The sequence below is a fragment of the Crossiella sp. NPDC003009 genome (assembly GCF_053591555.1).
On record NZ_JBSFUA010000080.1, the window covers coordinates 1 to 22,142 of the forward strand.

The 22,142-nt window shown below is 71.2% G+C and carries 19 protein-coding genes; 10 read left to right on the forward strand and 9 right to left on the reverse strand.

Annotated elements, in window-relative coordinates; all coding sequences use genetic code 11:
- Positions 1–139 precede the first annotated feature (139 nt).
- The gene (locus ACWDY5_RS40100; RefSeq protein ID WP_449727359.1) at positions 140–1,507 is read right to left on the reverse strand and encodes a lanthionine synthetase C family protein; all 1,368 of its coding nucleotides are present in this window, start codon (positions 1,505–1,507) and stop codon (positions 140–142) included.
- Positions 1,508–1,612: 105 nt separating this feature from the next.
- A complete protein-coding gene (locus ACWDY5_RS40105; protein WP_252478811.1) occupies positions 1,613–1,792 on the reverse strand; it encodes an FDLD family class I lanthipeptide in 180 nt (59 codons plus the stop codon).
- Between the two features lie 191 nt (positions 1,793–1,983).
- On the opposite strand from ACWDY5_RS40105, the gene ACWDY5_RS40110 reads away from it, so the two are divergent.
- Positions 1,984–3,816: a BTAD domain-containing putative transcriptional regulator gene (locus tag ACWDY5_RS40110; protein WP_449727360.1), complete on the forward strand. Its 1,833-nt coding sequence runs from the start codon at positions 1,984–1,986 to the stop codon at positions 3,814–3,816.
- Position 3,817: 1 nt separating this feature from the next.
- Here the strand turns inward: ACWDY5_RS40110 and ACWDY5_RS40115 are convergent, their stop codons facing one another.
- Both ACWDY5_RS40115 and ACWDY5_RS40120 read right to left on the reverse strand, forming a co-directional pair.
- Positions 3,818–5,119: an erythromycin esterase family protein gene (locus ACWDY5_RS40115; RefSeq protein ID WP_449727361.1), complete on the reverse strand. Its 1,302-nt coding sequence runs from the start codon at positions 5,117–5,119 to the stop codon at positions 3,818–3,820.
- 34 nt (positions 5,120–5,153) lie between these two features.
- Positions 5,154–6,194 carry a LacI family DNA-binding transcriptional regulator gene (locus ACWDY5_RS40120; RefSeq protein ID WP_449727362.1) on the reverse strand — a complete coding sequence of 347 codons (1,041 nt, stop codon included), beginning with the start codon at positions 6,192–6,194 and terminating at the stop codon, positions 5,154–5,156.
- Positions 6,195–6,224: 30 nt separating this feature from the next.
- On the opposite strand from ACWDY5_RS40120, the gene ACWDY5_RS40125 reads away from it, so the two are divergent.
- The 3 genes from ACWDY5_RS40125 to ACWDY5_RS40135 all read left to right on the forward strand — a co-directional run bounded on the left by ACWDY5_RS40125 (position 6,225) and on the right by ACWDY5_RS40135 (position 9,566).
- Positions 6,225–7,406, forward strand: coding sequence for an MFS transporter (locus ACWDY5_RS40125; protein ID WP_449727363.1), 1,182 nt, complete (start codon positions 6,225–6,227; stop codon positions 7,404–7,406).
- A 773-nt stretch (positions 7,407–8,179) separates the two neighbouring features.
- Positions 8,180–8,911 (forward strand): lytic polysaccharide monooxygenase, encoded by a 732-nt coding sequence (locus ACWDY5_RS40130; protein WP_449727364.1) that lies wholly within the window; start codon positions 8,180–8,182, stop codon positions 8,909–8,911.
- A 61-nt stretch (positions 8,912–8,972) separates the two neighbouring features.
- A complete protein-coding gene (locus ACWDY5_RS40135; RefSeq protein WP_449727365.1) occupies positions 8,973–9,566 on the forward strand; it encodes a DUF305 domain-containing protein in 594 nt (197 codons plus the stop codon).
- Here ACWDY5_RS40135 and ACWDY5_RS40140 read toward each other — a convergent pair.
- Together ACWDY5_RS40140 and ACWDY5_RS40145 are read right to left on the reverse strand one after the other, a co-directional pair.
- Entirely contained in the window at positions 9,560–11,497 is a 1,938-nt protein-coding gene (locus ACWDY5_RS40140; protein WP_449727366.1) for a hypothetical protein, read from the reverse strand. The two genes, ACWDY5_RS40135 and ACWDY5_RS40140, sit on opposite strands and share 7 nt — an antisense overlap.
- 168 nt (positions 11,498–11,665) lie before the next feature.
- Positions 11,666–12,625 carry a serine hydrolase domain-containing protein gene (locus tag ACWDY5_RS40145; RefSeq protein WP_449727367.1) on the reverse strand — a complete coding sequence of 320 codons (960 nt, stop codon included), beginning with the start codon at positions 12,623–12,625 and terminating at the stop codon, positions 11,666–11,668.
- 104 nt (positions 12,626–12,729) lie between these two features.
- On the opposite strand from ACWDY5_RS40145, the gene ACWDY5_RS40150 reads away from it, so the two are divergent.
- From ACWDY5_RS40150 to ACWDY5_RS40160, 3 genes are read left to right on the forward strand one after another with little or no spacing between them, the layout of a single operon-like run.
- Positions 12,730–14,070: an alpha-L-fucosidase gene (locus tag ACWDY5_RS40150; RefSeq protein ID WP_449727368.1), complete on the forward strand. Its 1,341-nt coding sequence runs from the start codon at positions 12,730–12,732 to the stop codon at positions 14,068–14,070.
- Complete coding sequence (locus ACWDY5_RS40155; protein WP_449727369.1) at positions 14,067–15,419, forward strand: alpha-L-fucosidase; 1,353 nt, start codon at positions 14,067–14,069, stop codon at positions 15,417–15,419. Before ACWDY5_RS40150 ends, ACWDY5_RS40155 begins: the two co-directional genes overlap by 4 nt.
- A gap of 20 nt (positions 15,420–15,439) precedes the next feature.
- Positions 15,440–15,919 (forward strand): hypothetical protein, encoded by a 480-nt coding sequence (locus ACWDY5_RS40160; protein ID WP_449727370.1) that lies wholly within the window; start codon positions 15,440–15,442, stop codon positions 15,917–15,919.
- A gap of 1 nt (position 15,920) precedes the next feature.
- Here ACWDY5_RS40160 and ACWDY5_RS40165 read toward each other — a convergent pair whose 3' ends face one another.
- Positions 15,921–16,628, reverse strand: coding sequence for an alpha/beta fold hydrolase (locus ACWDY5_RS40165; RefSeq protein ID WP_449727371.1), 708 nt, complete (start codon positions 16,626–16,628; stop codon positions 15,921–15,923).
- Positions 16,629–16,748: 120 nt separating this feature from the next.
- On the opposite strand from ACWDY5_RS40165, the gene ACWDY5_RS40170 reads away from it, so the two are divergent.
- From ACWDY5_RS40170 to ACWDY5_RS40180, 3 genes are read left to right on the forward strand one after another with little or no spacing between them, the layout of a single operon-like run.
- Complete coding sequence (locus tag ACWDY5_RS40170) at positions 16,749–17,201, forward strand: AAA family ATPase (RefSeq protein WP_449727372.1); 453 nt, start codon at positions 16,749–16,751, stop codon at positions 17,199–17,201.
- Positions 17,198–17,980 carry a tRNA(His) guanylyltransferase Thg1 family protein gene (locus ACWDY5_RS40175; RefSeq protein WP_449727373.1) on the forward strand — a complete coding sequence of 261 codons (783 nt, stop codon included), beginning with the start codon at positions 17,198–17,200 and terminating at the stop codon, positions 17,978–17,980. Before ACWDY5_RS40170 ends, ACWDY5_RS40175 begins: the two co-directional genes overlap by 4 nt.
- Positions 17,981–18,010: 30 nt before the next feature.
- Positions 18,011–18,154, forward strand: a complete 144-nt coding sequence (locus ACWDY5_RS40180; protein WP_449727374.1) for a hypothetical protein — start codon at positions 18,011–18,013, stop codon at positions 18,152–18,154.
- On the opposite strand, the gene pip is transcribed toward ACWDY5_RS40180, so the two are convergent.
- Together pip and ACWDY5_RS40190 are read right to left on the reverse strand one after the other, a co-directional pair.
- Positions 18,142–19,119, reverse strand: a complete 978-nt coding sequence (gene pip, locus ACWDY5_RS40185) for a prolyl aminopeptidase (RefSeq protein ID WP_449727375.1) — start codon at positions 19,117–19,119, stop codon at positions 18,142–18,144. The two genes, ACWDY5_RS40180 and pip, sit on opposite strands and share 13 nt — an antisense overlap.
- A 21-nt stretch (positions 19,120–19,140) precedes the next feature.
- Entirely contained in the window at positions 19,141–21,987 is a 2,847-nt protein-coding gene (locus tag ACWDY5_RS40190) for a glycoside hydrolase family 2 TIM barrel-domain containing protein (protein WP_449727376.1), read from the reverse strand.
- Positions 21,988–22,142: the final 155 nt, after the last annotated feature.

Here is a 22,142-nt window from a genome sequence, read left to right on the forward strand (position 1 = left end):
TCCGGCCGCGCGGCCAGCGCGCGCAGGCGTGCCTCGACCTGCGCACGCGCCGGATCGGCGAGCAGGTCCTGGAAGACCTTGGCGGGCAACGCGGGCGCGCGCAGCAGGAAGAAGTCGGCGGGTTCGTAGCGGGCCATGCTCACCGCGCCAGGAACGCGGTCAGCCAGGTGGGGCGGGCCGGGCTGATCGCGGCGAGCAGGGTCAGCGCCACCCCGGTCGAACCGGTGAGCAGCCCTGGGCAGTCCACGAACAGCCCCGGCTCCTCCTGGTCGCGGAAAACCAGCGGGTGCGCCGGATCGGCGTGCGAGAGCAGCTCGGCGAGCAGGCGGGGGGTGTGCTCGCGGGCCGGTTCGCTGCCCGCGGCGGCGAACTCCAGGCAGATGGCCAGCACACCGGCCACGCCGTGGCAGAAGGTGGGTGAGAGCGCGGGCCGTTCCTCGCTGCGCCGCAACACGCCCTCGAACGCCTCGAAGGCCGCGGCCCGCAGTTCGGCATCGCCCAGTGCCTCGCTCGCGGCGAGCAGGGACACCGCGACACCGGCGGTGCCGTAGCACCAGCCGATCTGGTCGTTCGGCTGGTTCGGCCGGACCTCCTCGCCGGAGCCGGCCACCGGGATCTCGGTGGCCCACACCGGACCGTGCTCATCCGCGCGCCCGACCTCCAGCAGCCAGTCCACCATCCGCCGGATGGCCGCCAGCTGTCCGGGCCGCCGGTGCCCGCGTTGCCTGGCCACGGCCAGCGCGGCGACCGCGCCGGGGATGCCGTGGGAGAGGCCAAGGTTGAGGTAGCCGCCGGGGAACTCCCTGGGGTCGCGGCCCAGTGGCGCGCACAGCTCCGGGGAGATCAGCCAGCGGCGGGTGATGGTGAGGTCGCGGGGTGGCTCGCTGAGCCAGATGAGGTAGTCCAGCAGGCGCTGGGCGGCGGCGCGCAGCGACTCGTCGGGGTCCGGGATGGAGCAGAGGTAGGCCAGGGTGCCCGCGGCGCCGGTGATCAGGTCGTAGTCGGAGTCGCTGACCGCGCGTTCGGCCATGGGCAGTTCCAGCTCGGCGACCTGGGCGGCGAACTGCTCGTGCAGGCGGCGAAGGCTGGGCGCGAACCGGGGTTCGGCCTCGACACAGCCGGCCACGCACAGCGCGAGGCCGCCGGTGCCGGAGAACACGCCGGGGGCCAACAGCGGTTGGACCTGGGTGCCCGCCACCGCCTCCCGGATGAAAGCGAACCCAGCGGCCAGGGAACGCGCGCTCTCTACCTCATTGGGGGCGACGGCCGCGGCGTGCACATGGAGTAATGCGATTCCGGCGTGGCCATACCCGAAGCTGGGTAAGTACCATTCCATCGGATGCATCGTCTGCTCGGTGAATCGCATGACATGATCGATGACCTCGGCGGAATCCGCGGTTCTCCGCGCGACCTCCCAGGCCACTTCGCGGGCTTTGGCCGCAAGCGCCGCGGGGACTACTCCGTGCCAGGCTGTCGCGGATTCCCTGGCCACTGTTTCTGCGCGCATGACAACCCCTGTTCCTCTGCACTGATGCGGTAGGTTGAGCGGCGGGTGCTGCCGTGTCGTCGACACACGGCAGCACCCGCCTTCAGCCCGACTAGCTGCGGGTACTTACCGCTTGGGGCAGCCGGCGGTGCAGGCGCCCTGGGTGCAGCGGCAGGTGAAGCCGGAGCAGAGCGGGGTCCTGGTGCACGCCAGGCGGGTGATCACACTGGTAATCGACAGCGGCTGCGCCTGGCCGTTGCTCGCCGCCGGAGTGCTGACCCTGGCGTCCAGATCAAAAGCGTCCATTTGACATTTCACCTTTCTGTGATTGTGCTGCGCGATTTTCTCGCGCTCACTTCGGACCCTAGGCGGGGCCGCGTACACAGCGCTGTCACAGGATTGCAGTCGCATGTCAACAGGCTCTTACTGTGAGTAGTTCCGAACGCACCGCCCGCGGGTTAAGGTGTCCTTCTCCGATGCTTAATTGGGGGTTTGACGTGCTCAAACACGACGACAGGCTTTACTGCGAGGTACTCGGGGCGCTGGCCGCGCGCCGCGGTCCGGTGCGGATCGAGCTGGGCTGGGCGCGGCAGCAGGCAGTGCTGGCTGTTCTGCTCACTCGAATGAACCAGCCGGTGCCGGTGGAGGCGTTGATCGAGGCGGTGTGGGCGGACAACCCGCCGCAGGGCGCGCGGAACACGGTGCAGACCAACATCAGCAGGCTGCGCCGCGCGCTGCGGCCGGCCGGGGCCACCGACGACCGGGACGCGGTGGTGGTGCGCACCGAGGCCGGTTACCTGCTGCGCGGGGAGCCCGACCAACTGGACGCCCTGGTCTTCGAGCAGGAGGTGGCCGCGGCCCAGGAGCACCAGCGGGCCGGGCAGTGGCGGGCGGCCGCCGAGTCGGTGGGTTCGGCGCTGCGGCGCTGGCGCGGGGAGCCGTTCAGCGGCCTGGACAGCCCGTACCTGCACGCGCACCGGCTGCGGTTGCGCGAGTGCCACCTGCTCGCCCAGGAGCTGTCCGCGGCGCTGGCGCTGGATCGCGGCGAGCACCGCACGGCGGTGGCCGAGCTGACCGCGCTGGTGACCCGGCACCCGCTGCGGGAACGGTTGCGGGAGCTGCTGATGCTCGCGCTGTACCGCTCGGGCAGGCAGGCCGAGGCGCTCGGGGTGTTCCAGGACGCCCGCGCGGTGCTGGCCGAACAGCTCGGCATCGACCCCGGCCCGGCCATGCGCGGGCTGCACCAGCGCATCCTGACCAGGGACCCGGAACTGTCCGCGCCGCCGCGGCTGGCCGGTCCGCCGGTGGTGCTCGCGCCCGCGGTGACCGTGGAGCAGCTACCCGCGGATCCGTTGTCCTGCACCGGAAGGGAGGCCGAGCTGCGGCGGCTCACCGAGCCGTCGGCGGCCGCGGTGGTGCACGTGGTGGACGGCATGCCGGGGATCGGCAAGACCACCCTGGCCGTGCAGGCCGCGCACCTGCTCGCCGCCGACTACCCGGACGGACGGATCTTCCTGCGCCTCAACGCCTTCGCCGCCGCGCAGCCGCCGCTGCCGCCGTACCAGGCGCTGGCCGCGCTGCTGCTCGCGGTCGGTGTGCCCGCCGCCGCGCTGCCGGAGACCGAGCACGCCCGCGCCGCGCTGTGGCGGGAACGCTTGCGGGACAAGCGGTTGCTGCTCATCCTGGACGACGCCGCCGGGCACGAGCAGGTCCGGCCGCTGCTGCCGGGACCCGGCCGGTGCCGGGTGCTGATCACCAGCAGGCGGCGGCTGAGCGCGCTGGAGGGCGTGCGCTCGCTGGAGCTGAACCCGCTGCCGCTGGAACAGGCCGCCCGGCTGTTCCAGCGGCTGGCCGGTCCGCGCGAGCAGCCGGTGGACCCGGCCGCGGTCGACGAGTTGGTGGCGCTGTGCGGCGGGCTGCCGCTGGCGATCACGTTGCTGGCCGGTCGGTTGCGGCACCACCCGCGCTGGACCGAGCGTTACCTGGTGGACCTGCTCAGCTCGGCCCGGACCCGGCTGAGCGAGCTGCACGCGGAGAACCGCACGCTCACCGCCGCGTTCGAGCTGTCCTACCAGGGCCTGCCGGTGGAGACCCAGCGCCTGTTCCGCTGCCTCGGCCTGTGCTCGGGTGTCGAGGTCGACCCGCCGCACCCGGCGGCGCTGGCCGGGTTGACCGCCGCCGCGGCCCGGCGCGGGCTGGAACTGTTGTACGACAACCACTTGCTCACCGAGTCCGCGCCCGGCCGGTACGTGCTGCACGAGCTGGTCAAGGAGTACGCGACGACGCTGGCCGAGCTGGAGGATCCGACGCTGATCCAGCGCGCGGGCTGAGTCAGCCCGGTTTCAGCGGCTGGGCGCGGGTGGTGCGGGCCAGGTAGGCGACGCCGTCGTACTCCGCGCCCAGCCGGAAGGTCAGCGACTCCTTCTTCATCGTCTTCCAGAACCCGACCACCGAGCCGTAGCCGCGCATCTTGTGCTTGCCCGCCAGCCATTCCCTGGCCACCGGGTCCGGCCGCGCGTGCCGCAGGTCCACCAGGTGGTCGCCGCCGACCTTGGCCAGCTGCCATTCCAGGGTGCCGGGCTCGGCCGGATCCATGACGAACTCGGCCAGCTCGGTGCCACCCATCTTCAGGGCCTGGAAGCCGCCCTCGTTGGCCACCAGCGCCAGCGCGTAGTAGCCGTCGCCGAGCCGGTCCCGCAGTTCCGCGCCGAGCGCGGCCTCCCTGCTGGAGCGGGTGGCCGCGGAGAGGTGTCCGTTGTGCGCCCACAACATCACCCGGCCGTCCGGCCGCTCGTCCAGGATGCGGCTCACCGCCGCGCCCATGATCCGGTCGCGCAGGTGCCCGCCGGCCTGGCCCAGGGTGGGCAGGGTGCGCAGCTCCGCGGCCCGGTCCACCGCCCAGGCGTGCCACTGCGCCTCGTGCCAGGCGGGGTCCTGCGCCGGGTGCCCGGCCAGCCAGGATACTGTTTCGCGCACCACCTCCCTGGCCGCGAGCACCTCGTTGTGCTCGGCCGCGGCCCGCACTCCCGGCACCCGCCGCCACAGGTGCCGGAACGCCGCGCGCAGCACGCCGCCGACGCTGATCTTGGTGACGTCCGGGCGCAATGCCTTGGCCGCGGCCCGGAACGCCCTTGCCCTTTCGGAGTCCACAGTGGACAGATAGCCGCCGATGGCCTCGACGCCTGCCTTCTCCAGCACCGGATCGACCCCGCGGAAGCGCACCCGCTTCTCCAGCGGCAGGTTCGCGTTGTGCGCGCGCAGCCATTCGACGAGGGCGTGCACTTCCTCGGTGTACCAGGTCCAGAAGCCGACCTGACGCAGGGCCAGCTCAGCGGTTCCGGTGCCGTGCACCACGTAGTCGTCCACCGCGCGGCAGGCCGACCAGCCTGCCTCGATGGCGAAGGTGGTGAAACCCAGCTCGGTCACCAGGAACTCGACCAGCCGGTGCTTGAGCGTGAAGAACTCCCTGCTGCCGTGCGTGGCTTCCCCCAGCCCGACCACCCGCACCCCGTCGAGCGCCTCGGCCAACGGCTTCAGGTCGTCCACGCCGTTGCCGGGTTCGACGGTGCGCAGCGGGATGGCGTGCTCGGCCAGCCAGGCGGTGAGCTGCTCGGCCTGGGCATCCTGTGACATTCGGTGACCTCCTGACACCGGAGGGTACCGAAGATCACCGGGTGCTCGAGCGCACCCGGGTGGTCCACTCGGCGCTGCCGCCCGGTCCCCGGTCGCCGAGCGCGATCAGCGCGCAGGTCCTGCCCTGATCGTGCAGCGACTGGGCGATGGTGGTCAGGCCAGCGCGTTCGGCCTCCGGGCCGTCGTCCCAGCCGGAGACCGCGAGGTCCTCGGGCACCCGGAGGCCGCGGGCGCGGGCGGCGTCGAGCACCGCGAAGGCGAGCTGGTCGCTCATGGCCACCACCGCGTCCGGCGTGCGGAAGTCGAAGAGCAGGGCGGCCACGGCGGCGGCTTCCGCACGGTCGTTGCGGGCCACCACGGCCACCGGCAGGCCGCGCGGGTCGAGACCTGCCTGCGCGCAGTGGTCGTAGACGCCCTGGAGGCGCTCGCGGGTGACCGGGAACGGCACCAGGTCGGCGTTCGGCCCGGTTTCCAGCCGTGCCCTGCGTTCGCGGTCGAAGGGGAAGCTGAGCACGGCCGGGCGCTGGGCTCCGGCGAAGGTGCGTGCGGCGATGTCCCTGGCGGAGGCGCGGTTGTCGATGCCGACCACCTGCACGCCGGGCACCGCAGGGCCGCCGTGGATGGCGACCGGTTTGCCCAGCCCGCGCACCACCGCCAGCACCGGGTCGTCCTCCACCGTGGTCCACACGATGTAGCCGTCGACGGCGGCCGAGCGCACCCGCTCGACGTCCTGGTCCGCGCCGGTGGTCGGGATCAGGTTCAGGCCGCTGCCGCGCTCGCGGCACACCTCGGCCACCCCGGTCAGGAACCGGCGGGCCTGCGGGTCCTCGAAGGCGTAGGCGAGGTGCTCGCCGAGCACCACCCCGATCGCGTCGTTGTGCCGCTTGCGCAACGACCGCGCGGTCGGGTCCGGTCCCTGGTAGCCCAGTTCGGCGGCGGCCTCGCGGACCCGGCGCAGCGTGTCCGGGGCGACCCGGTCCGGCTGGCTGTAGCAGTAGGACACCGTCATCGGCGAGACACCGGCGCGGCGCGCCACCGCCGCCATGGTGACGCGCGGCGATCCGGGGCTGGACATGCCCACAGCCTATCTGTGTATCGTTACACAATGCGCGTGGCGACAAGCTCTCGAACGGGTATGGCCCTGGTGGCGCTGAGCACCGCCTGCTTCATCTCGGTCACCTCGGAGAACCTGCCGGTGGCCCTGTTACCGCAGCTCGCGGCGGGCCTGAAAGCCTCAGACCCGGCGATCGGCCTGCTGATGACCGGCTACGCGGTGGTCGTCGCGATCACCGTGATGCCGCTGGTGGTGCTCACCGCCCGCTGGGACCGCCGGACCACGGCCCTGATCACGGTGATCGCGATCGCGCTGTCCAACCTGCTACTGGCCCTCGCGCCCAGCTACGGCGTCGCGGTGGCCGCCCGGCTGGTCTCGGCGGTGGGCCACGGGGTGTTCTGGTCGGTGGTCGCGCCGATGGCCGCCCGCCTGCTGGGACCGGAGCGGGCCGGGCGGGCCACCGCGGTGGTCTTCGCCGGCAACTCACTGGCCCTGCTGTTCGGCCTGCCCCTGAGCTCCTGGCTCGGCGCGACCCTGGGCTGGCGGCCCACCGTGGTCGCGCTGGCCGTCGTCGCGGCGCTGTCCGCGGTGGCCATCCGCGCCACGGTCGAGCCGATGCCCGCGGAGCATGCCGCGCCGGGACAAGGACTTTCCGCGCTCCGGCAGGTGGTGACCGACCGATCGCTGGCCGCGGTGAACCTGACCACGGTGCTCATGGTGCTGGGCCACTTCACCGCCTACACCTACATCACCGCGATCATCGCCGACTACGCCCACCTCACCGGACCGGCGACCTCGGCGCTGCTGTTCGCCTACGGGGCAGCGGGCCTGCTCGGCTTGGTGCTGATCGGGCGAGCCCTGGACAGCCATCCCCAGGCCACCGGCCTGTTCGTGACCGGCGGGCTGGCGATCTGCATGCTGGTGCTGCTGACCCTCGGACCGAGCTCGGGAATGCTCAGCGGAGCCGTGGTTGTGCTGTGGGCGGCACCCGCCGGCGCGATCGGCGTGGTGTTGCAGGCGGCGGTGCTGCGCGCCACGGCGACCAGGCAGGACCTGGCCTCCAGCGTCTACATCGTGGCCTTCCAGGTCGGCATCGCGGCGGGCGCCGGCCTCGGCGGGTTCTTCCTCGCCCAGGGCGCGCTGCCGCTGGCGGTGGGCACGGCGGCGCTCTGCGGACTCCTCGCCCTGCTCGTGGTGCGCCGATCGGCCGCTTTCGCCGCACCCACACGGTGATCCACACGTGTGCTGGCCGTTGTCGTACGGAGTCTTGGCCGAACTGGCACGCCCATTCGGCCAACACACCGGTGGGTTAGGGCACCCCGCCGCGGGGCGTCCACGGGGCACGCACTGGTCGATGAAATCAAAGGCCGCTACCGCGGAGTCGTACAGACGGTCGTGCCCGCGCGAACAGAGCACGAAGGGTTCACCGAGCCCGCGACAGCCTGCGCCTGCGACGCCAACAGGGCTCCAAAAACACCCAGTGTGATGGCGGCCGTCGTGATGACCCGGCGAGGCTTGCTGATGACACTGGTCATGATGACGCTCCCACTTGCTGACGAACGAGCTCCATGCCTGCCGAATTTAACGTGCCATCCCACGGCAATGGACATTCTCCGCTAAACGCGGAAGCTATTTTGCGATTCGCGCAAACCTGTGGCTCAGGCCGGGGAGGGGCGGTGGCCGTGCGTCCTGGCTCCACGACCCGATTCCATGATCCACGGGACACGCCCCAGCCGCGGCTGTTCATTGACATGAACAACCTGGGTACCTTATGGTCTAGACCACATTACCCTGTGTGACATTCGGACCCGCCGCCTCGTCCGTGTGCCACGGAGCCGGCCCGCCGGTCGCCGCCGTGACGCGCGTGAGCGGAGCGAGGTGGCGGCGTGTCCGTGCTGCCCGCGCCGCGGCGCCGGCCCTGCCCGGCGCAGGCACCTGTTGATCGCGTGCGACGGGGCACGACGTCGGGCGCAGCCGCCGGGACGATCCCGGCAGGGAGCTGACCCATGACTCTCAGACGCCTGTTCACCATGGCCGTGGCCGCCCTCGGCATCGCCCCCTTCCTGCTGGTGGTGATGCCGGCGAGCCCGGCGTTCGCGCACGGCTACATCTCCTCCCCGCCCAGCAGACAGGCGCAGTGCGCGCAGGGCACCGTGCCCTGCGGGCCGATCAAGTACGAGCCGCAGAGCGTGGAGGGGCCCAAGGGGCTGCGCAGTTGCAGTGGCGGCAACGCGCCGTTCGCCGACCTCGACGACGACAGCAAGGGCTGGAAGGCGACCGCGGTAGGCGGCACGGTGAACTTCACCTGGACCTTCACCGCCCGGCACCGCACCCGCGACTACGAGTACTACCTCAACGGCCAGCGGGTCGCGCTGATCGACGGCGGCAACGTGCAGCCACCGCCCACCGTCTCGCACACGGTGAACCTGGGCGGCGCGACCGGCAGGCAGAAGCTGCTGGCGATCTGGAACATCGGCGACACCCCGATGGCCTTCTACGCCTGCGTGGACCTGCAGATCGGCGGTGGCGGCACCCCCACCACCAGCCCGACCACCAAGACCACCACGCCGACCACGACCAGCACTCCCCCGCCCGGCGGCACCTGGGCCTCGGGCACCGCCTACCAGGTCGGCAGCCAGGTCACCTACAACGGCAGCACGTTCCGCTGCACGCTGGCGCACACCGCGCTGCCCGGCTGGGAACCCCCGAACACCCCCGCCCTGTGGCAACAGGTCTGACCACTACCGGCTCGCGCCCCAGCCGCCGGGGGCGCGGGCCGGTGTCCGAAAGGCAACGACCGTGAACCGAGCCCTCCTCGCCGCCGTGCTCGCCGCCGCACTGCTCTCCGGCTGCGCGAGCACCCCGCCAAACCCCGCTGCCGCACCGCCTTCGCCGTCCGCGCCGCGTGCCACGGCCACGGCCGCCGCGAACTTCAACGACGCGGACGTGATGTTCCTGCAGATGATGCTCCCGCACCACGGACAGGCCGTGCAGATCGCCAAGCTGGCCAAGGACAAGGCCACCCGCAAGGAGATCAAGGACCTGGCCGCCGCCGTCGAAGCCACCCAGCTCGCCGAGGCGCAGACCATGACCGGCTGGCTGCGGTCCTGGGGGCGACCGACCACAGTGGACACCAACCCGGACCTGCACGCCCACCACGGCGGCATGCCCGCGACCTCGAAGGAGGTGATCGACGCGCTGGCCAGGACCGGCGGGGACAAGTTCGACCGGGATGCGGTGAACGTGCTGACCGGACACCAGCACGGGGCGGTGGAGATGGCGCGCAACGTGTTGCGGGATGGCAGCAACCCGCAGGTGAAGGAGCTGGCGGACCGCATCGTGAAGTCGCGCACGGCCCAGATCCAGCAGCTGCTGGCGTTCCTGGGTCAGTAACCCGTCGAGTTGAGGTTTCCCGAGCTAGTTCCCGTATCCAGCTGTGAGCGGATGGCCGATGCGTCCTCCCGGTACCGCCGGGCCAACTCGCCATCGGCCAGCCTGTCGCTGATCTCGGCCAGCAGATCCAGCGTGGCAGCGTGATGCCAACACGAACCACCCGCGGCGAAGAGCTCTTCCGCCTGCCGCGCGCATGCTGCCGCTTCGGCCAGCTGCTCGGTGCGGGACAGCGCCCTGGCCAGCTCGAAGAGCACCTTCGCCTGATTGTCCGGCTCGCCGATGCCCTCGAAGTAGGCGACATCCGGCCACAGCGCGGCAGGCACCACGTCAGCTTGCCCCAAGGCGATACGGCTCCGAGCCTCCGCCAACCGCAGCAGGGCCAGCATCCGGCCCCGCTGATCAGAACTGATGTCGCCGGTCTCAGCCACGTGCCGAGCCTCCTTCACCCGCGCCAAGGCGAGCGGGTGCTTTCCCTGTTCGGCGGCGACCCTGGCAGCCCAGTCCCCGGCACTCTGCACACCTCGGTCATCCCCGCAACGTTCGGCGGCGAGCCGGGACTGCTCGAACAGCGGCTCGGCCTCGTCCGGCTTGCCGAAGCGCAGCAGCGCGGAGCCGAGCTGTGAGGTCATCCGCATGATCGCTTGATCGTCGTTCAGCGCTATCGCCGCGGCGAGTCCTCGCCGGTGGGTGTCGATCCAGTCACCGAAGTGACGATGGCGGTGGTACAGGGTCCACAGCGCCTCGCAGAGCTGCCACACAGTCTCGAGCCATCCCAACCGCTCGGCCTCCGCGATGACGCCGCGGATGTTCGTCCGCTCGGTCTCGAACCAGTCCATGGCGGCTGCTTGCGCACGTCGCCCCTTCGGGATCTCCCCCGGCCGCAGCGCGCGAAACTTCGGACCTACCCGCCAGCGGCCGATCAGCGTCGCATCGTGGCGGACTGCGGTTTCCAGGTACCAATCGTACAAGCGACGGTAAACCGCGTGCAGGTATTCCGCCTCCGTGTCCTGTTCCGCCCGTCGACGGGCATACCAGTACGCCGATTCGTGGAATGTGTAGCGATCTCTCGGCTGCAACTGGAGCAAGCCCTGCACCACCAAGCCCCGCAGTCGAGCTCTAGCTTCCAGCACAGGGATCTTCAGCACGACCGCGGCCGCCTCCTCGCCGAACTCGACACCGGGCAGGCAGCTGAGAGCTCGGAAGGTGAGCTGTGCCTGGCTACCGAGGCTCTCGTAGATGGAGTCGAAGTGGCGCCGGAGAGTCTCGTCGTTGTCCGCGCCCAGGGCGTGCAGTCCGTGCTCAGCGAACCTGCTGACCAGCTCGTCGAACTCCCAGTCGGCTCCGGAGCCCAGCACCGCGGCCACCGTCTGAATCGCCAGCGGACTGCCATGGCAACCCCGGACAACCTCGTTCACACAGTCCAAAGTAGACATACATCGCGCGCCTGCGACGCGCCTGAACAGCTGTTTGCCGAACCTCTCCGGCAACCTGGGGACCTCGAAAGGACGGAAGTCCATCGCACGCAGCGAAGGCATGCGGTGCCGGGTCACCACGGCCACCACCGATCCCGGCGACTCGAAGCGAAACGGCAGCACCTGCCTCGAGTCGGTCACACCCGTGATCTTGAGGAACAGTCTCCTGCCACACGACCGGCTCCGGAACAGGGCCTCCCGGTCCGAGGACGAGGCAGGCAGCAGTGCAGCCGGTACGCCGCTCGCGGTGAGCACACTGCCCAAAGCCTCGCTGATGGCAAGTTTCAGATCCTGCGCGGGACCACCGAAGTTCACCACGAAGAACCCGTCGGGGAACTGCTGCTCATGGAGCATCGCGAACTGGTCGACGGCGCTGTTGGCACCGAACCCCGGTGGCCCGAAAACGTTGAGCTGCGCGACCCGGCCCGCCCCGTGCTCACCCTTGACGTGCCTGGCCATCCTCGCGTGCAGACCTGCCCGATCCACGTACCAACGCGGCCACACGATGTGGTGCGGCGCTATCCACTCCACGGCCATCTCCCCCTGTCAGTCCACCTCGCAGGCCGACGATACAGCGCACAGTGACAACAAGTGACGTGTTCGGCACTTACCGCGACGCGAGTGTCGTCAGCCGGAGAGCAGCAGGTCCAGCCCGGGGCGGTCGACCGAGGAGGCGGTGGCCGACAACAGGACCACGCCCCGGCCCGCCGCTCGGTCAAGTCCCAGCCAGCTGCGGAACCCGCCGGTTCCCCCGTTGTGCCAGGTGATCTCGCGCCCCCGCCTCGCCGTGGTCAGCCAGGCCGCGCCGATGCGCACCGCCGGCCCGGCCACCTCGGTCACCGGGTCCAGGGCGGCGATCCCCGGCGCGGAACCGTTGAGCAGAGCGGAAGTCAGGGTGGCCATGTCGCCGATGGTGGCGCGGATGCCACCGGCCGGAGCGACCGCCTCACCGGTCCACGGTTCGCGGGCCCGGCCGGAGCCGCTGCGGCCGGGCAGGGCGCTGGGGCGGAGCTCGGCGGGGGTGGCCGGGACGTACCAGGACAGGCCGAGCGGGTCGCTGAGGCGTTGCTGGAGCAGGGCGGGGTAGGAGGTGGCGGCGGACAGGGCGTGGCCGAGGAGCTCGTAGCCGAGGTTGGAGTAGCGGAAGCGGGGTTTTTTCGGGCGGGCGCGGTGCAGGCCGGCGAGCAGCTGGGCGCGGGTTTCGCCGTAGGGGTTGGTGCCGTGGCGCCACAGGGCGATCGACCTGCGGAGGAGGTCGCCGGTGGGCAGGAGCCTGGGCAGGCCGGAGTGGTGGGTGCTGAGGGCGGCCAGGGTGATGCTCGCGGCCGGGATTCCGTTCACCGGTAGGAGATCGCCCAGGGTGGTGGCCGGGGTGATCTCGCCGCGGGCCAGGGCTTCGGCGTAGAGCAGGCCGGTGACGCCCTTGCTGATCGAGCCGATCTCGAAGTCGGCGGACAGGGCGGCGCCCGCGCAGGCGAGCCGGGTCGACTCGGCGGTCACGATGGCCGCGGCGAAGACCGGGTGGCGCTTGCCGAGGGCGGCCCGCAGGCGGGTCGCGAGGTCCTGGTCGCCGTGGGTTTCGGTCACGGCGGGAAACTCTATCCGATTAGACCGAACGGGTGAACTCGTATGCATATGGATTCCTTGGCTGGCTAGCGTCGGTTTTCCACCGCCCAGGGAAATGTGAGGACATGGCGAATTCATCGTGGTTCGACGAGGCCAAGTTCGGAGTCATGATTGTGTGGACTCCGGCCGCCGTACCGGCGTTCGCGCCGTTGTTCCCCTCGCCTGAGGAATGGGCGGAAATGTCCGAGGAGGACGCGGGCACGCTGCTGCGCGATCGGCTGCCCTTCGCGGAGATGTACCTGAACCAGCTGCACATCCCGACCAGCGCGGTCGCGGAGCACCACGCCGAGCACCATCCGGGGACCGACTACGCGTCTTTTGTCGAAGAATTCCGGAACGGTGTGCAACGGTGGAATCCGGAGCCCTGGCTGGATCTTTTCGTCGCGGCTGGCGTGAAATACGTGGTGCTCACCGTCAAACACCAGGACGGCTTTCTGCTCTGGCCCAGTTCGACGCCCAACCCGCATCGGCGAAATTGGCAGGTCGAGCGGGATGTGGCGGGTGAACTGGCCGAGGCGGTGCGGGCGCGCGGGCTGGCGTTCGGGGTGCTCTACAGCAGTGGGCTGGACTTCACCTTCGCCGAGCCGCCCGCGCCCGAGGACTACGAGAGCCTGCCCCCGGCCATCGCGGAGAACCCGGACTACCTTGCCTACGCCGAGGCGCACTGGCGCGAGCTGGTCGAGCGCTACCAGCCGTCGGTGCTGTGGAACGACGCCGGATACCCGGGGGACGCCGGGGAACTCGTGTCCTGGTACCGGGAGCAGGTGCCGGACGGGTTGGTCAACGACCGGTTCGGTCCAGCGCCGACGGGTTCGGAGGAGCAGCTGGCCGACTTCACGACCCTGGAGTACCAGCGCGACTACGAGAACGACGCGCCGGCGGACCGCAAGTGGGAGTCCTGCCGGGGGCTGGGTTCCTCCTTCGGCTACAACCGGATGGAGAACGACGAGTCCTACCTCAGCCCGGCCGAGCTGATCCACGAGTTCGTCGACTGCGTCGCGCGCGGCGGCAACTTCCTGCTCGCCGCCGGACCGACCGCCTCGGGTCGAATCCCGTGGGCGCAGTCCACCCGGCTGCTCACCCTGGGCTGGTGGCTGCGGGAGAACGGCGAGGCGATCTACCGGACCCGGCCCTGGCTGCGCGCCACCGGAACCACCGGCTGCGGCCTGGACGTCCGCTACACCCGATCCGCCGACGCGGTGCACGCGATCGTGCTGGGCACACCGGCCGCCGAGCTGGTCGAGCTGGATGTGACCGTCGACGCGGGGGCCGAGATCTCCTTGCTGGGCAACGCTGTGGCTTGGCAGCCGGGCGAGGGCGGGGTTCGGGTGCGGCTGCCGGAGGCGCCGGACGAGCAGGTCGCGCTGGTGCTGCGGATCTCCCCCGCCGAGGCGGTGGCGGGATGACCGAGCGCGTCACGCCCACCTGGTTCGACCAGGCCAAGCTGGGCATCTTCATCCACTGGAACCCGGCGGTGGTCCCGGCCTACGCGCCGGTGCCCTCAGCGCACCCGGTCGATGAGCTGCTCGGCTACGACGAGTCCGGCGTGCAGGCCATGCGCCGCAACCCGTACGCGGACATGTACTGGAACACCATGCACATCCCCGGCAGCCCCACCGAACGCCACCACCAGGAGAACTACCCCGGGCTGGACTACGCCGACTTCGTGCGGACCTTCCGCGACGAGGTGCTCCCTGTCTGGGATCCGCGGCCCTGGGCCGAGCTGTTCGCCCGCGCCGGTGCCCGCTATGTCGTGCTGACCACCAAGATGGACGACGGATTCCTGCTCTGGCCCAGCGAGCACCCCAATCCGCACCGGGAGGGCTGGCAGTCCACCAGGGACGTGGTCGGTGATCTCGCGGACGCGGTGCGTGCCAAGGGTTTGCGGTTCGCCACCTACTACTGCGGCGGCGTGGACTGGACCTTCACCGGCCTGCCGCTGACCGACCTGGAGAAGTTCTTCAACGGCTGTCCGCCGGGCAAGCAGTACGCCGAGTACGCCGACGCGCATCTCCGCGAGCTCATCGACCGCTACTCCCCTTCGGTGCTGTGGAACGACTACAGCTACCCCGCCGAGTCCGATGTGCCCGCGATCTTCCAGCGGTACTGGGAAAAAGTTCCCGACGGGCTGGTCAACGACCGGTTCGGAGCCGAGGACTCCGGGATCCACTTCGACTTCCGCACTCCCGAGCAGACCACCAAGGGCGAGTTCACCGGCAAGTGGGAGTCCTGCCTGACCCTGGGCACCGCCTGGGGCTACAACCGGATGGAACCACCCAGCACGCACCTGAGTGGGGAGCAGCTGATCCACACCTTCGTCGACGTGGTGGCCCGCGGCGGCAACCTGCTGATCAACGTCGGGCCGACCGCGGCCGGGGCGATCCCGTGGATGCAGGCCGAACCGCTGCTCGCCCTGGGCTGGTGGCTGGAGACCAACGGCGAGGCCATCTACGGCACCCGGCCCTGGCACAAACCCAAGGGGCTCACCGGCGAGTCGCTCGACATCCGCTACACCCGCTCCGCCGAGGCCGTGCACGCCATCGTGCTGGGCACCCCAGCCGGGCGGCAGGTGGACATCGACGTCCAGCTCGACGACGGAGCCCGGGTTTCCCTGGCAGGCAACCACGCGGCACTCGACTGGGCGCCGAGTGCGATGGGGGTCCGCGTCCGGCTGCCCGACCAGCTCGATCCCCGGCCCGCCTACAGCCTCCGGTTCGAACCCGCGTCACACGTGCGGCCCTTCACCGAAGTGTGAGGATCGATGCGGTGGGAGCGGTGGCCAAGCCGACCGATCGGCTCAGCGCGATCAGCCTGACCGGCTCCAACTACGGCGCCAACATCGGCAAGGGCTACGGCGGCAACGCCCCGCACGACACCTCGGTGCCGCTCACCAAGGTCCCCAAGCACAAGTACCTCGGCCGGTCCAACCACATCACCTACGTGGTGGCCACCGGCAAGATCGTCACCGGTGCCAACGCCTCCGTGATGGACCTGACCTCCACGGCCTGGAAGCAGTGCAACGGCGACTGCCTCAGCGCGGGCCTGCCCGCCTCGGAGAACGCCTGCACCGCCTGCAAACCCGGTGAGGTCAGGGCGATCCGGTACTACCTGGCCTCGGAGGGCGGGCGGAAGAACTACTACGAGCACCACTGCACCTGCCTGCGCCAGGGCACCAACGACTGCTACGCCGGCGGCTCGCACGACACTGACACGTGGACGTCTGAGTGCCCTGCCCCGCACCGCCTGAGCCGCTGACTCAGGCGGTGCGGGCCGCGGCGTCGAGGATGACCTCGGCCACCACGTCCGGCCGCGACACTGAGACCGCGTGCGAGGCGTCCACCCTGGTCACCACCGAGGCGGCCCGCTCGGCCATGAACTCCTGCGCCGCGGCCGGGATCGCGTTGTCCTGGCCCGCGATCAGCGCCCAGGAGGGCAGCTTCGACCAGGCGGGCACCCCGTCGAAGGCCGCGGCCAGCGCCCGCTCGGCCACCGGCCGCTGGGTCACCGCGAGCACCGCGGCGGTCTCGGCGGACACATCGGCGGCGAACACCTCGGCGAAGTCCTCGGCCTTGATCGAGAGTTCCGCCTCGCCGTTGTGCGCCAACACGTTCGTGGTCGCCGGACCGAGCTTGCCGCCGGCGAACCGGCCGGAGAGGCCGAACACGCTCTCCCCCGCCTCCGGCTGGAACGCGGCGATGTAGACCAGGGCGCGGACGTTCGGCAGGTCCGCGGCGGCCTGGGTGATCAGCACGCCGCCGTAGGAGTGGCCGACCAGGACCACGGGTCCGGGGACGTTGCTGACCACCTCGGCGACGTAGGCGGCGTCGGAGTCCACGCCGCGCAGCGGGTTGGCCGCCGCGACGACCGGGAAGCCCTGCTCGCGGAGCCGGGTGATGACGCCGGTCCAGCTGGACGAGTCGGCGAACGCGCCGTGGACCAGGACGATGGTGGGCTTGCTGCTCATGACGACTCCTCGGTAGAACGACCGTTCTTTCTGTCGCAGACACTACGGGCGCGCGGCAACGCGGACAAGGTGACCGACCCAACCTTGCGGAACGAACGTTCTGTCTCTAAGGTGCGGCGGATGGAGCTGGCGATCCTCATCGGCCTACAGGCCTCGGGCAAGACCACGTTCTACCGCCAACGCCTGGCCGCCACCCACGAGCACATCAGCAAGGACAACTTCCCCCGCGCCCGCCACCGGCAGCGCCGCCGGCTCCGCCTGATCGACGAGGCCCTGGCCGCGGGCCGGCCCGTGGCCGTGGACAACACCAACCCGGACGCCGAGAGCTGGCAGCCGCTGATCGAGCTCGGCCGCGGGCACGGGGCGCGGGTGGTGGCCTACTGGTTCCCGCCGGACCCGGTGGGCTCGGCGGCCCGGAACGCGTTGCGCCCGCTGGAAACCCGGGTGCCCGATGTCGGTCTGCGTGCCACGCTGGGGCGCCTGCGCAGGCCCCGGCTCGCCGACGGCTTCGACGAGGTGCGGACGGTGCGCTTCGACGGCGCGGGCGGATTCACGGTGGAGGGGGCCGGGTGAACAGCGCGGAGTTCGAGGCGGCGCAGCGGGCGCGGGAGTGGTTCCAGGGCCTGACCCTGTTGCCGGGCGCGTGGGCGGTGCTGCGGCTGGACGGGCGCTCGTTCACCAGGTTCACCGAGCAGCGCTTCACCAAGCCGTACGACGAGCGGTTCGCCGGGTTCATGGCCGAGACCGCGCGACTGCTGCTCACCGAGCTGGGCGGCCGGTTCGCCTACACCCAGAGCGATGAGATCTCGGTGCTGCTGCCACCGGAGTTCAGCCTGTTCGGGCGGCGGCAGGAGAAGCTGGTGTCGGTCTCGGCCGGACTCGCCTCGGCGGCGTTCACCCACGCGGCGGGCGCCCCGGCGCACTTCGACAGCCGGGTGTGGCTGGGCGGTTCCCCGGCCGAGGTGGCCGACTACTTCTCCTGGCGGCAGGCGGACGCGGCGCGCAACGCGCTCAACGCCTGGAGCTACTGGACCCTGCGCGGCGAGGGCCGCAGCGGCGGGCAGGCCACCGGGGAGCTGCGCGGGCTGCCGGAGGCGGCCAAGCACGAGCTGCTGTTCGCGCGCGGGATCAACTTCACCGAACTGCCCGCCTGGCAGCGGCGCGGGATCGGGCTGTGGTGGCAGGAGGTGCCGGTGACCGGGTTCGATCCGGTGCGGGAGACCGAGGTGGTCAGCAGCCGCCGCCGGGTGCACGTGGAGCGGGAGCTGCCGATGCGGCGGGAGTACCGGGAACTGGTGCTGGCCCAGGCCGGTTCCGGACTCGCGACCGGGCGTGCGCCGGCGGCGGAGTGACTTCCCCGCCCGGCGGGCGATGCTCGGATCATGCGGTGGCCACTGGTGTCCTCGGCCCTGGCGGCGGCGCTGCTGCTCGGCTCGGCACCGCTGCCCGCTGCCGCCGCGCCGGACCCGGTGTGCGTGACCTCCTGCGACGGCCTCGATCCCGGCCGCGCGTGTCACTCGCCCTGAGCGCGGGCGAAGCGGTCGGTGGCGGCGATGATCGCCGCGGTCAGGCCGCCGCCGGTGTGACCGGTGTCGTCGAGGACCACCAGTTCGCTTCCTGGCCAGGCCCGGTGCAGCGCCCAGGCTGTGTCGAGTGGGCTGCTGACGTCGTAACGCCCGTGGATCAGCACGGCGGGAATCCCGTGCAGCCGCTCGATGTCACGCAGTAGCCGTCCCTCCTCCAGGAAGCAGCCGTGGGACCAGTAGTGGGTCACGATGCGGGCGAAGGCCAGCTGGAACGCCGGGTCGGCCACCGACAGGCGGGGTGCGGCGTCAGGGGCCAGCGACATGTGCGAGTCCTCCCACTCGCACCACCCGCGGGCGGCCTTGGCGCGGACCTCCGGGTCGGGGTCGTGCAGCAGCCTGCTGTAGGCGGCTGACAGGTCGCCGTCGCGTTCGGCGGCCGGCACGCCGTCACGGAACCGTTCCCACTCACGCGGGAAGACGCGGCCCATGTCCCGGGTGATCCAGTCGGTGTCGCGGCGGTCGCCGTTGGTCACCGCCGCGAGCACCAGTTCGGTCACCCGCTCCGGATGCGCCTGCGCGTAGGCCAGGGCGAGGGTGACGCCCCACGAGCCGCCCCACACCAGCCAGCGGTCGATGCCCAGGTGGACCCGCAGCGCCTCGATGTCGGCGATGAGATGCTGGGTGGTGTTGGCCGACAGGTCGACGACCGGGTCGGTCGCCGAGGGGGTGCTGCGCCCGGAGTTGCGCTGGTCGAACTGGACCACGCGGTAGCGGTCCGGGTCGAACAGGCCCCGCCTTGCCGGCGAGCTGCCCGACCCGGGACCGCCGTGCAGCACGACGGCCAGCTTGCCGCCGGGGTTGCCCGAGACCTCCCAGTACAGCGAATGACCGTCGCCGACCTCCAGCATGCCCGTCTCGTGGGGCTCGCCCCAGGGATAACGCCCGTCGCCGGATGTAGTCGTCATGCCGCCATGATCGCGCACCGGTCAACGCGGAATGCTGAACACCAGTTCCAGCGCGGCCTTGCCCGGGTGCAGGCGGTACTGCGGCAGCACGCCTGGCCCGCACGAGGCGGTGCCCAGGCCGTGGTGGGCCAGGTCCAGGTTGAGGTGGATCTGGTCGGTCGGGTGGAGGTCGGTGGTGTGGGTGGCGGCTTCCAGATCAGCTGTGGTCCAGCGGCGGGCGGTGAGGTCGAAGGTCGGTGCGCCCGCGATCCGGATGCACTTTCCGTCCACTGTGGACAGTTCGGCCCAGCGGACGTCGACGCGGTTGCCGTTCTCCTGCGGGAAGACGTACGGGGTGTGCAGGTCGTCGACCGACGCGGTGTAGCGGCCGATGCGGGCGGACTGGCGGCTGTCGGGGTATGCCTCGCCCGGGCCGCCGCCGAACCACTCGACCTGGCCGAACTCCGCCGGGATGGCCAGGTGCAGGCCGAGGCGGGGCAGGGTGCACGGCCATTCGCCCTCGGGTTCCAGGTCCAGGCGGAGGCGGAGGGTGTCCTGGTCGGCGGTCCAGCGGTAGTCGGCGAGCAGGGCGAAGGACAGGCCGGGGGGCGCGACCCTGGTACGGACCAGCAGCTCGGTGTCGGCGGGGTGGATCTCGGCGATGCGGTGCTGGAGGCGGTGCAGCCCGGCCGCGCGCCAGGTCGAGGCTTCCGAGGGGTGGCCGCCGCGGTCGTTGTCGGTGGTGGCGCGCCAGAGGTCGAGCCGGGGGCCGGTGACCTGGTGGCCGCCGAGGGAGACCAGTCGGCCAGTGGTGGGGTCGAAGGCCCCGATGCCCAGGCGGAGGTCAGCCGGGGCGTGCAGCAGGCGGGTGGCGCCGGTGCGGGCCGGGGTGGCGGCCGGGACGATGGGGAGCTGGCCCCAGGCGACCTGGTGGCCCGCCGGGGCCCAGCGGGTGTCGGCGGGCAGGACGGCGCGGATGGTGAGCCAGGTTTCGCCCTCGGTGGCGGGGAGCTCGGGGAGCGGGAGGTCGACCGACTGTCCGGAGTGGACGGTGGGGACGGGCAGGTCGCCGGTGGCCACCGGGGTGCCTTCGGTTTCCAGGGTCCAGCGGAAGGCGAGATGGTCGAGGGGGCGGTAGTCGTGGTGGTTGTGGACGCGGATGCCGTTGGGGGCGGCGGTGATCCGGACCGGCTCGTAGATCTTGGCGAGTTCGATCAGGCCGGGTGAGGGGGTGCGGTCGGGGAAGAGCAGGCCGTCGATGACGAAGTTGCCGTCGTGGATGGACTCGCCGAAGTCGCCACCGTAGGCGTAGTACTCGCGGCCGTCCGGGGTGCGCTGGAGCAGGCCGTGGTCGATCCACTCCCAGATGAAACCGCCCTGGCAGCGCGGGTGCCGCTCGAACAGCTCGCGGTACTCCAGCAGCCCGCCGGGGCCGGTGCCCATGGCGTGCGCGTACTCGCACAGCAGGAACGGCAGTTCGGCGTGCCGCGGGTTGTCGACCTCGCCGCGGCCGATCTGCTCGACCTCCTGGTGGGAGGCGTACATCCGGCTGTAGACGTCGACGTAGGCGCAGTCGTGGTCGCCCTCGTAGTGGATCGGCCTGCCGGGGTCGCGGTCGCGGGCCCACTCGGCCATCCGCCGGAAGTTGGCGCCGGTGTGGCCCTCGTTGCCCAGCGACCACAGGATGATGCTCGGGTGGTTCTTGTCCCGTTCCACCATGCGGCGCATGCGGTCCAGGTAGGCGTCCGTCCACTGTGGATCGTCGCTGGGGTTGCCAGCCCAGTCGATCCGCTCGAAGCCGTGGGTCTCCAGGTCGCACTCGTCGATGACCCACAGGCCGTACTCGTCGCACAGGTCCAGGAAGGCGGGGTCGGGCGGGTAGTGGCTGGTGCGCACGGCGTTGATGTTGTGCCGCTTCATCAGCTCGACGTCGGCCACCGCGATCTCGTGGGGCACCGCGCGGCCGTGGCGGGGGTCGTGCTCGTGCCGGTTGACGCCGCGGAAGAACACCCGCTGGCCGTTGACCTTGAGCTGACCGTCCTCAATGGACACCGTGCGGAAGCCGACCCGGACCGGGACCCGCTCGGCGTCGGTGGCCAGTTCGCCGTGGTACAGGCGGGGCTGTTCGGCGCTCCACGGCTCGACGGCCGGGAGTTCGACGGGGTGGGCGGTGGGGTGGTCGTGCAGGTTGAGCTCGGGGATGCTCAGGCGGGCGCCGGGCACGGTGTCCACGGTGATGGTGCCGCGGCCGGTGGTGTGGTCGTAGTCGGCGCGCAACCAGTAGTCGCCGATACCGCCGGCAGGGCGGGCGAGCAGGGCGACCGAGCGGAAGATGCCGGAGAGCCACCACATGTCCTGGTCTTCCAGGTAGCTGGCCGCCGACCACTGGTGCACCCGCACCGCCAGCAGGTTCTCCCCCGCCCGCAGCAGCGGCCCGACCTCGAACTCCGAGGGCAGCCTGCTGCCCTTGGTGACCCCGAGCTCGGTGCCGTTGAGCCAGATCCGGGCGCAGGAGTCGATGCCGTCGAAGCGCAGCACCGCGGGCTGGGTCAGCCAGTCGCTGTCCAGGGTGAAGGTGTGCCGGTAGCTGCCGGTCGGGTTGTCCGAGGGCACCCGCGGCGGGTCGACCGGGAAGGGGTAGACCACGTTGGTGTAAGCCGGTTTGCCGTGACCGTGCAGCTGCCAGTGCGCGGGCACCGGCAGGTCGGTCCAGGCGGAGTCGTCGAACTCCGGGTGCTCGATGCCCTCCGGCGCGGCCGCGACGCTGGGCGAGAGCTGGAAGCGCCAGTCGCCGTTGAGGGACAACGAACGCGCGTCCGAGCGGAAGTGCGCGCGCGGGGACAGGCTGCCGTGGCCCGGGGACGGGTCCTCGACGTAGGACGGCGACATGGCTTCCTTTCCTGGTGATACTTCTCCGCCGCTGAGGGCGCCGGCGAAGAGGACCCAGCGCGGCCGCAAAACTGCGTCGAGTCAGCCGCGCTCGCCGCAGCCAGGCCCGGCGCGAACAACGCCGTGACCCCGGCACCGACCGCGACCACCGCAAC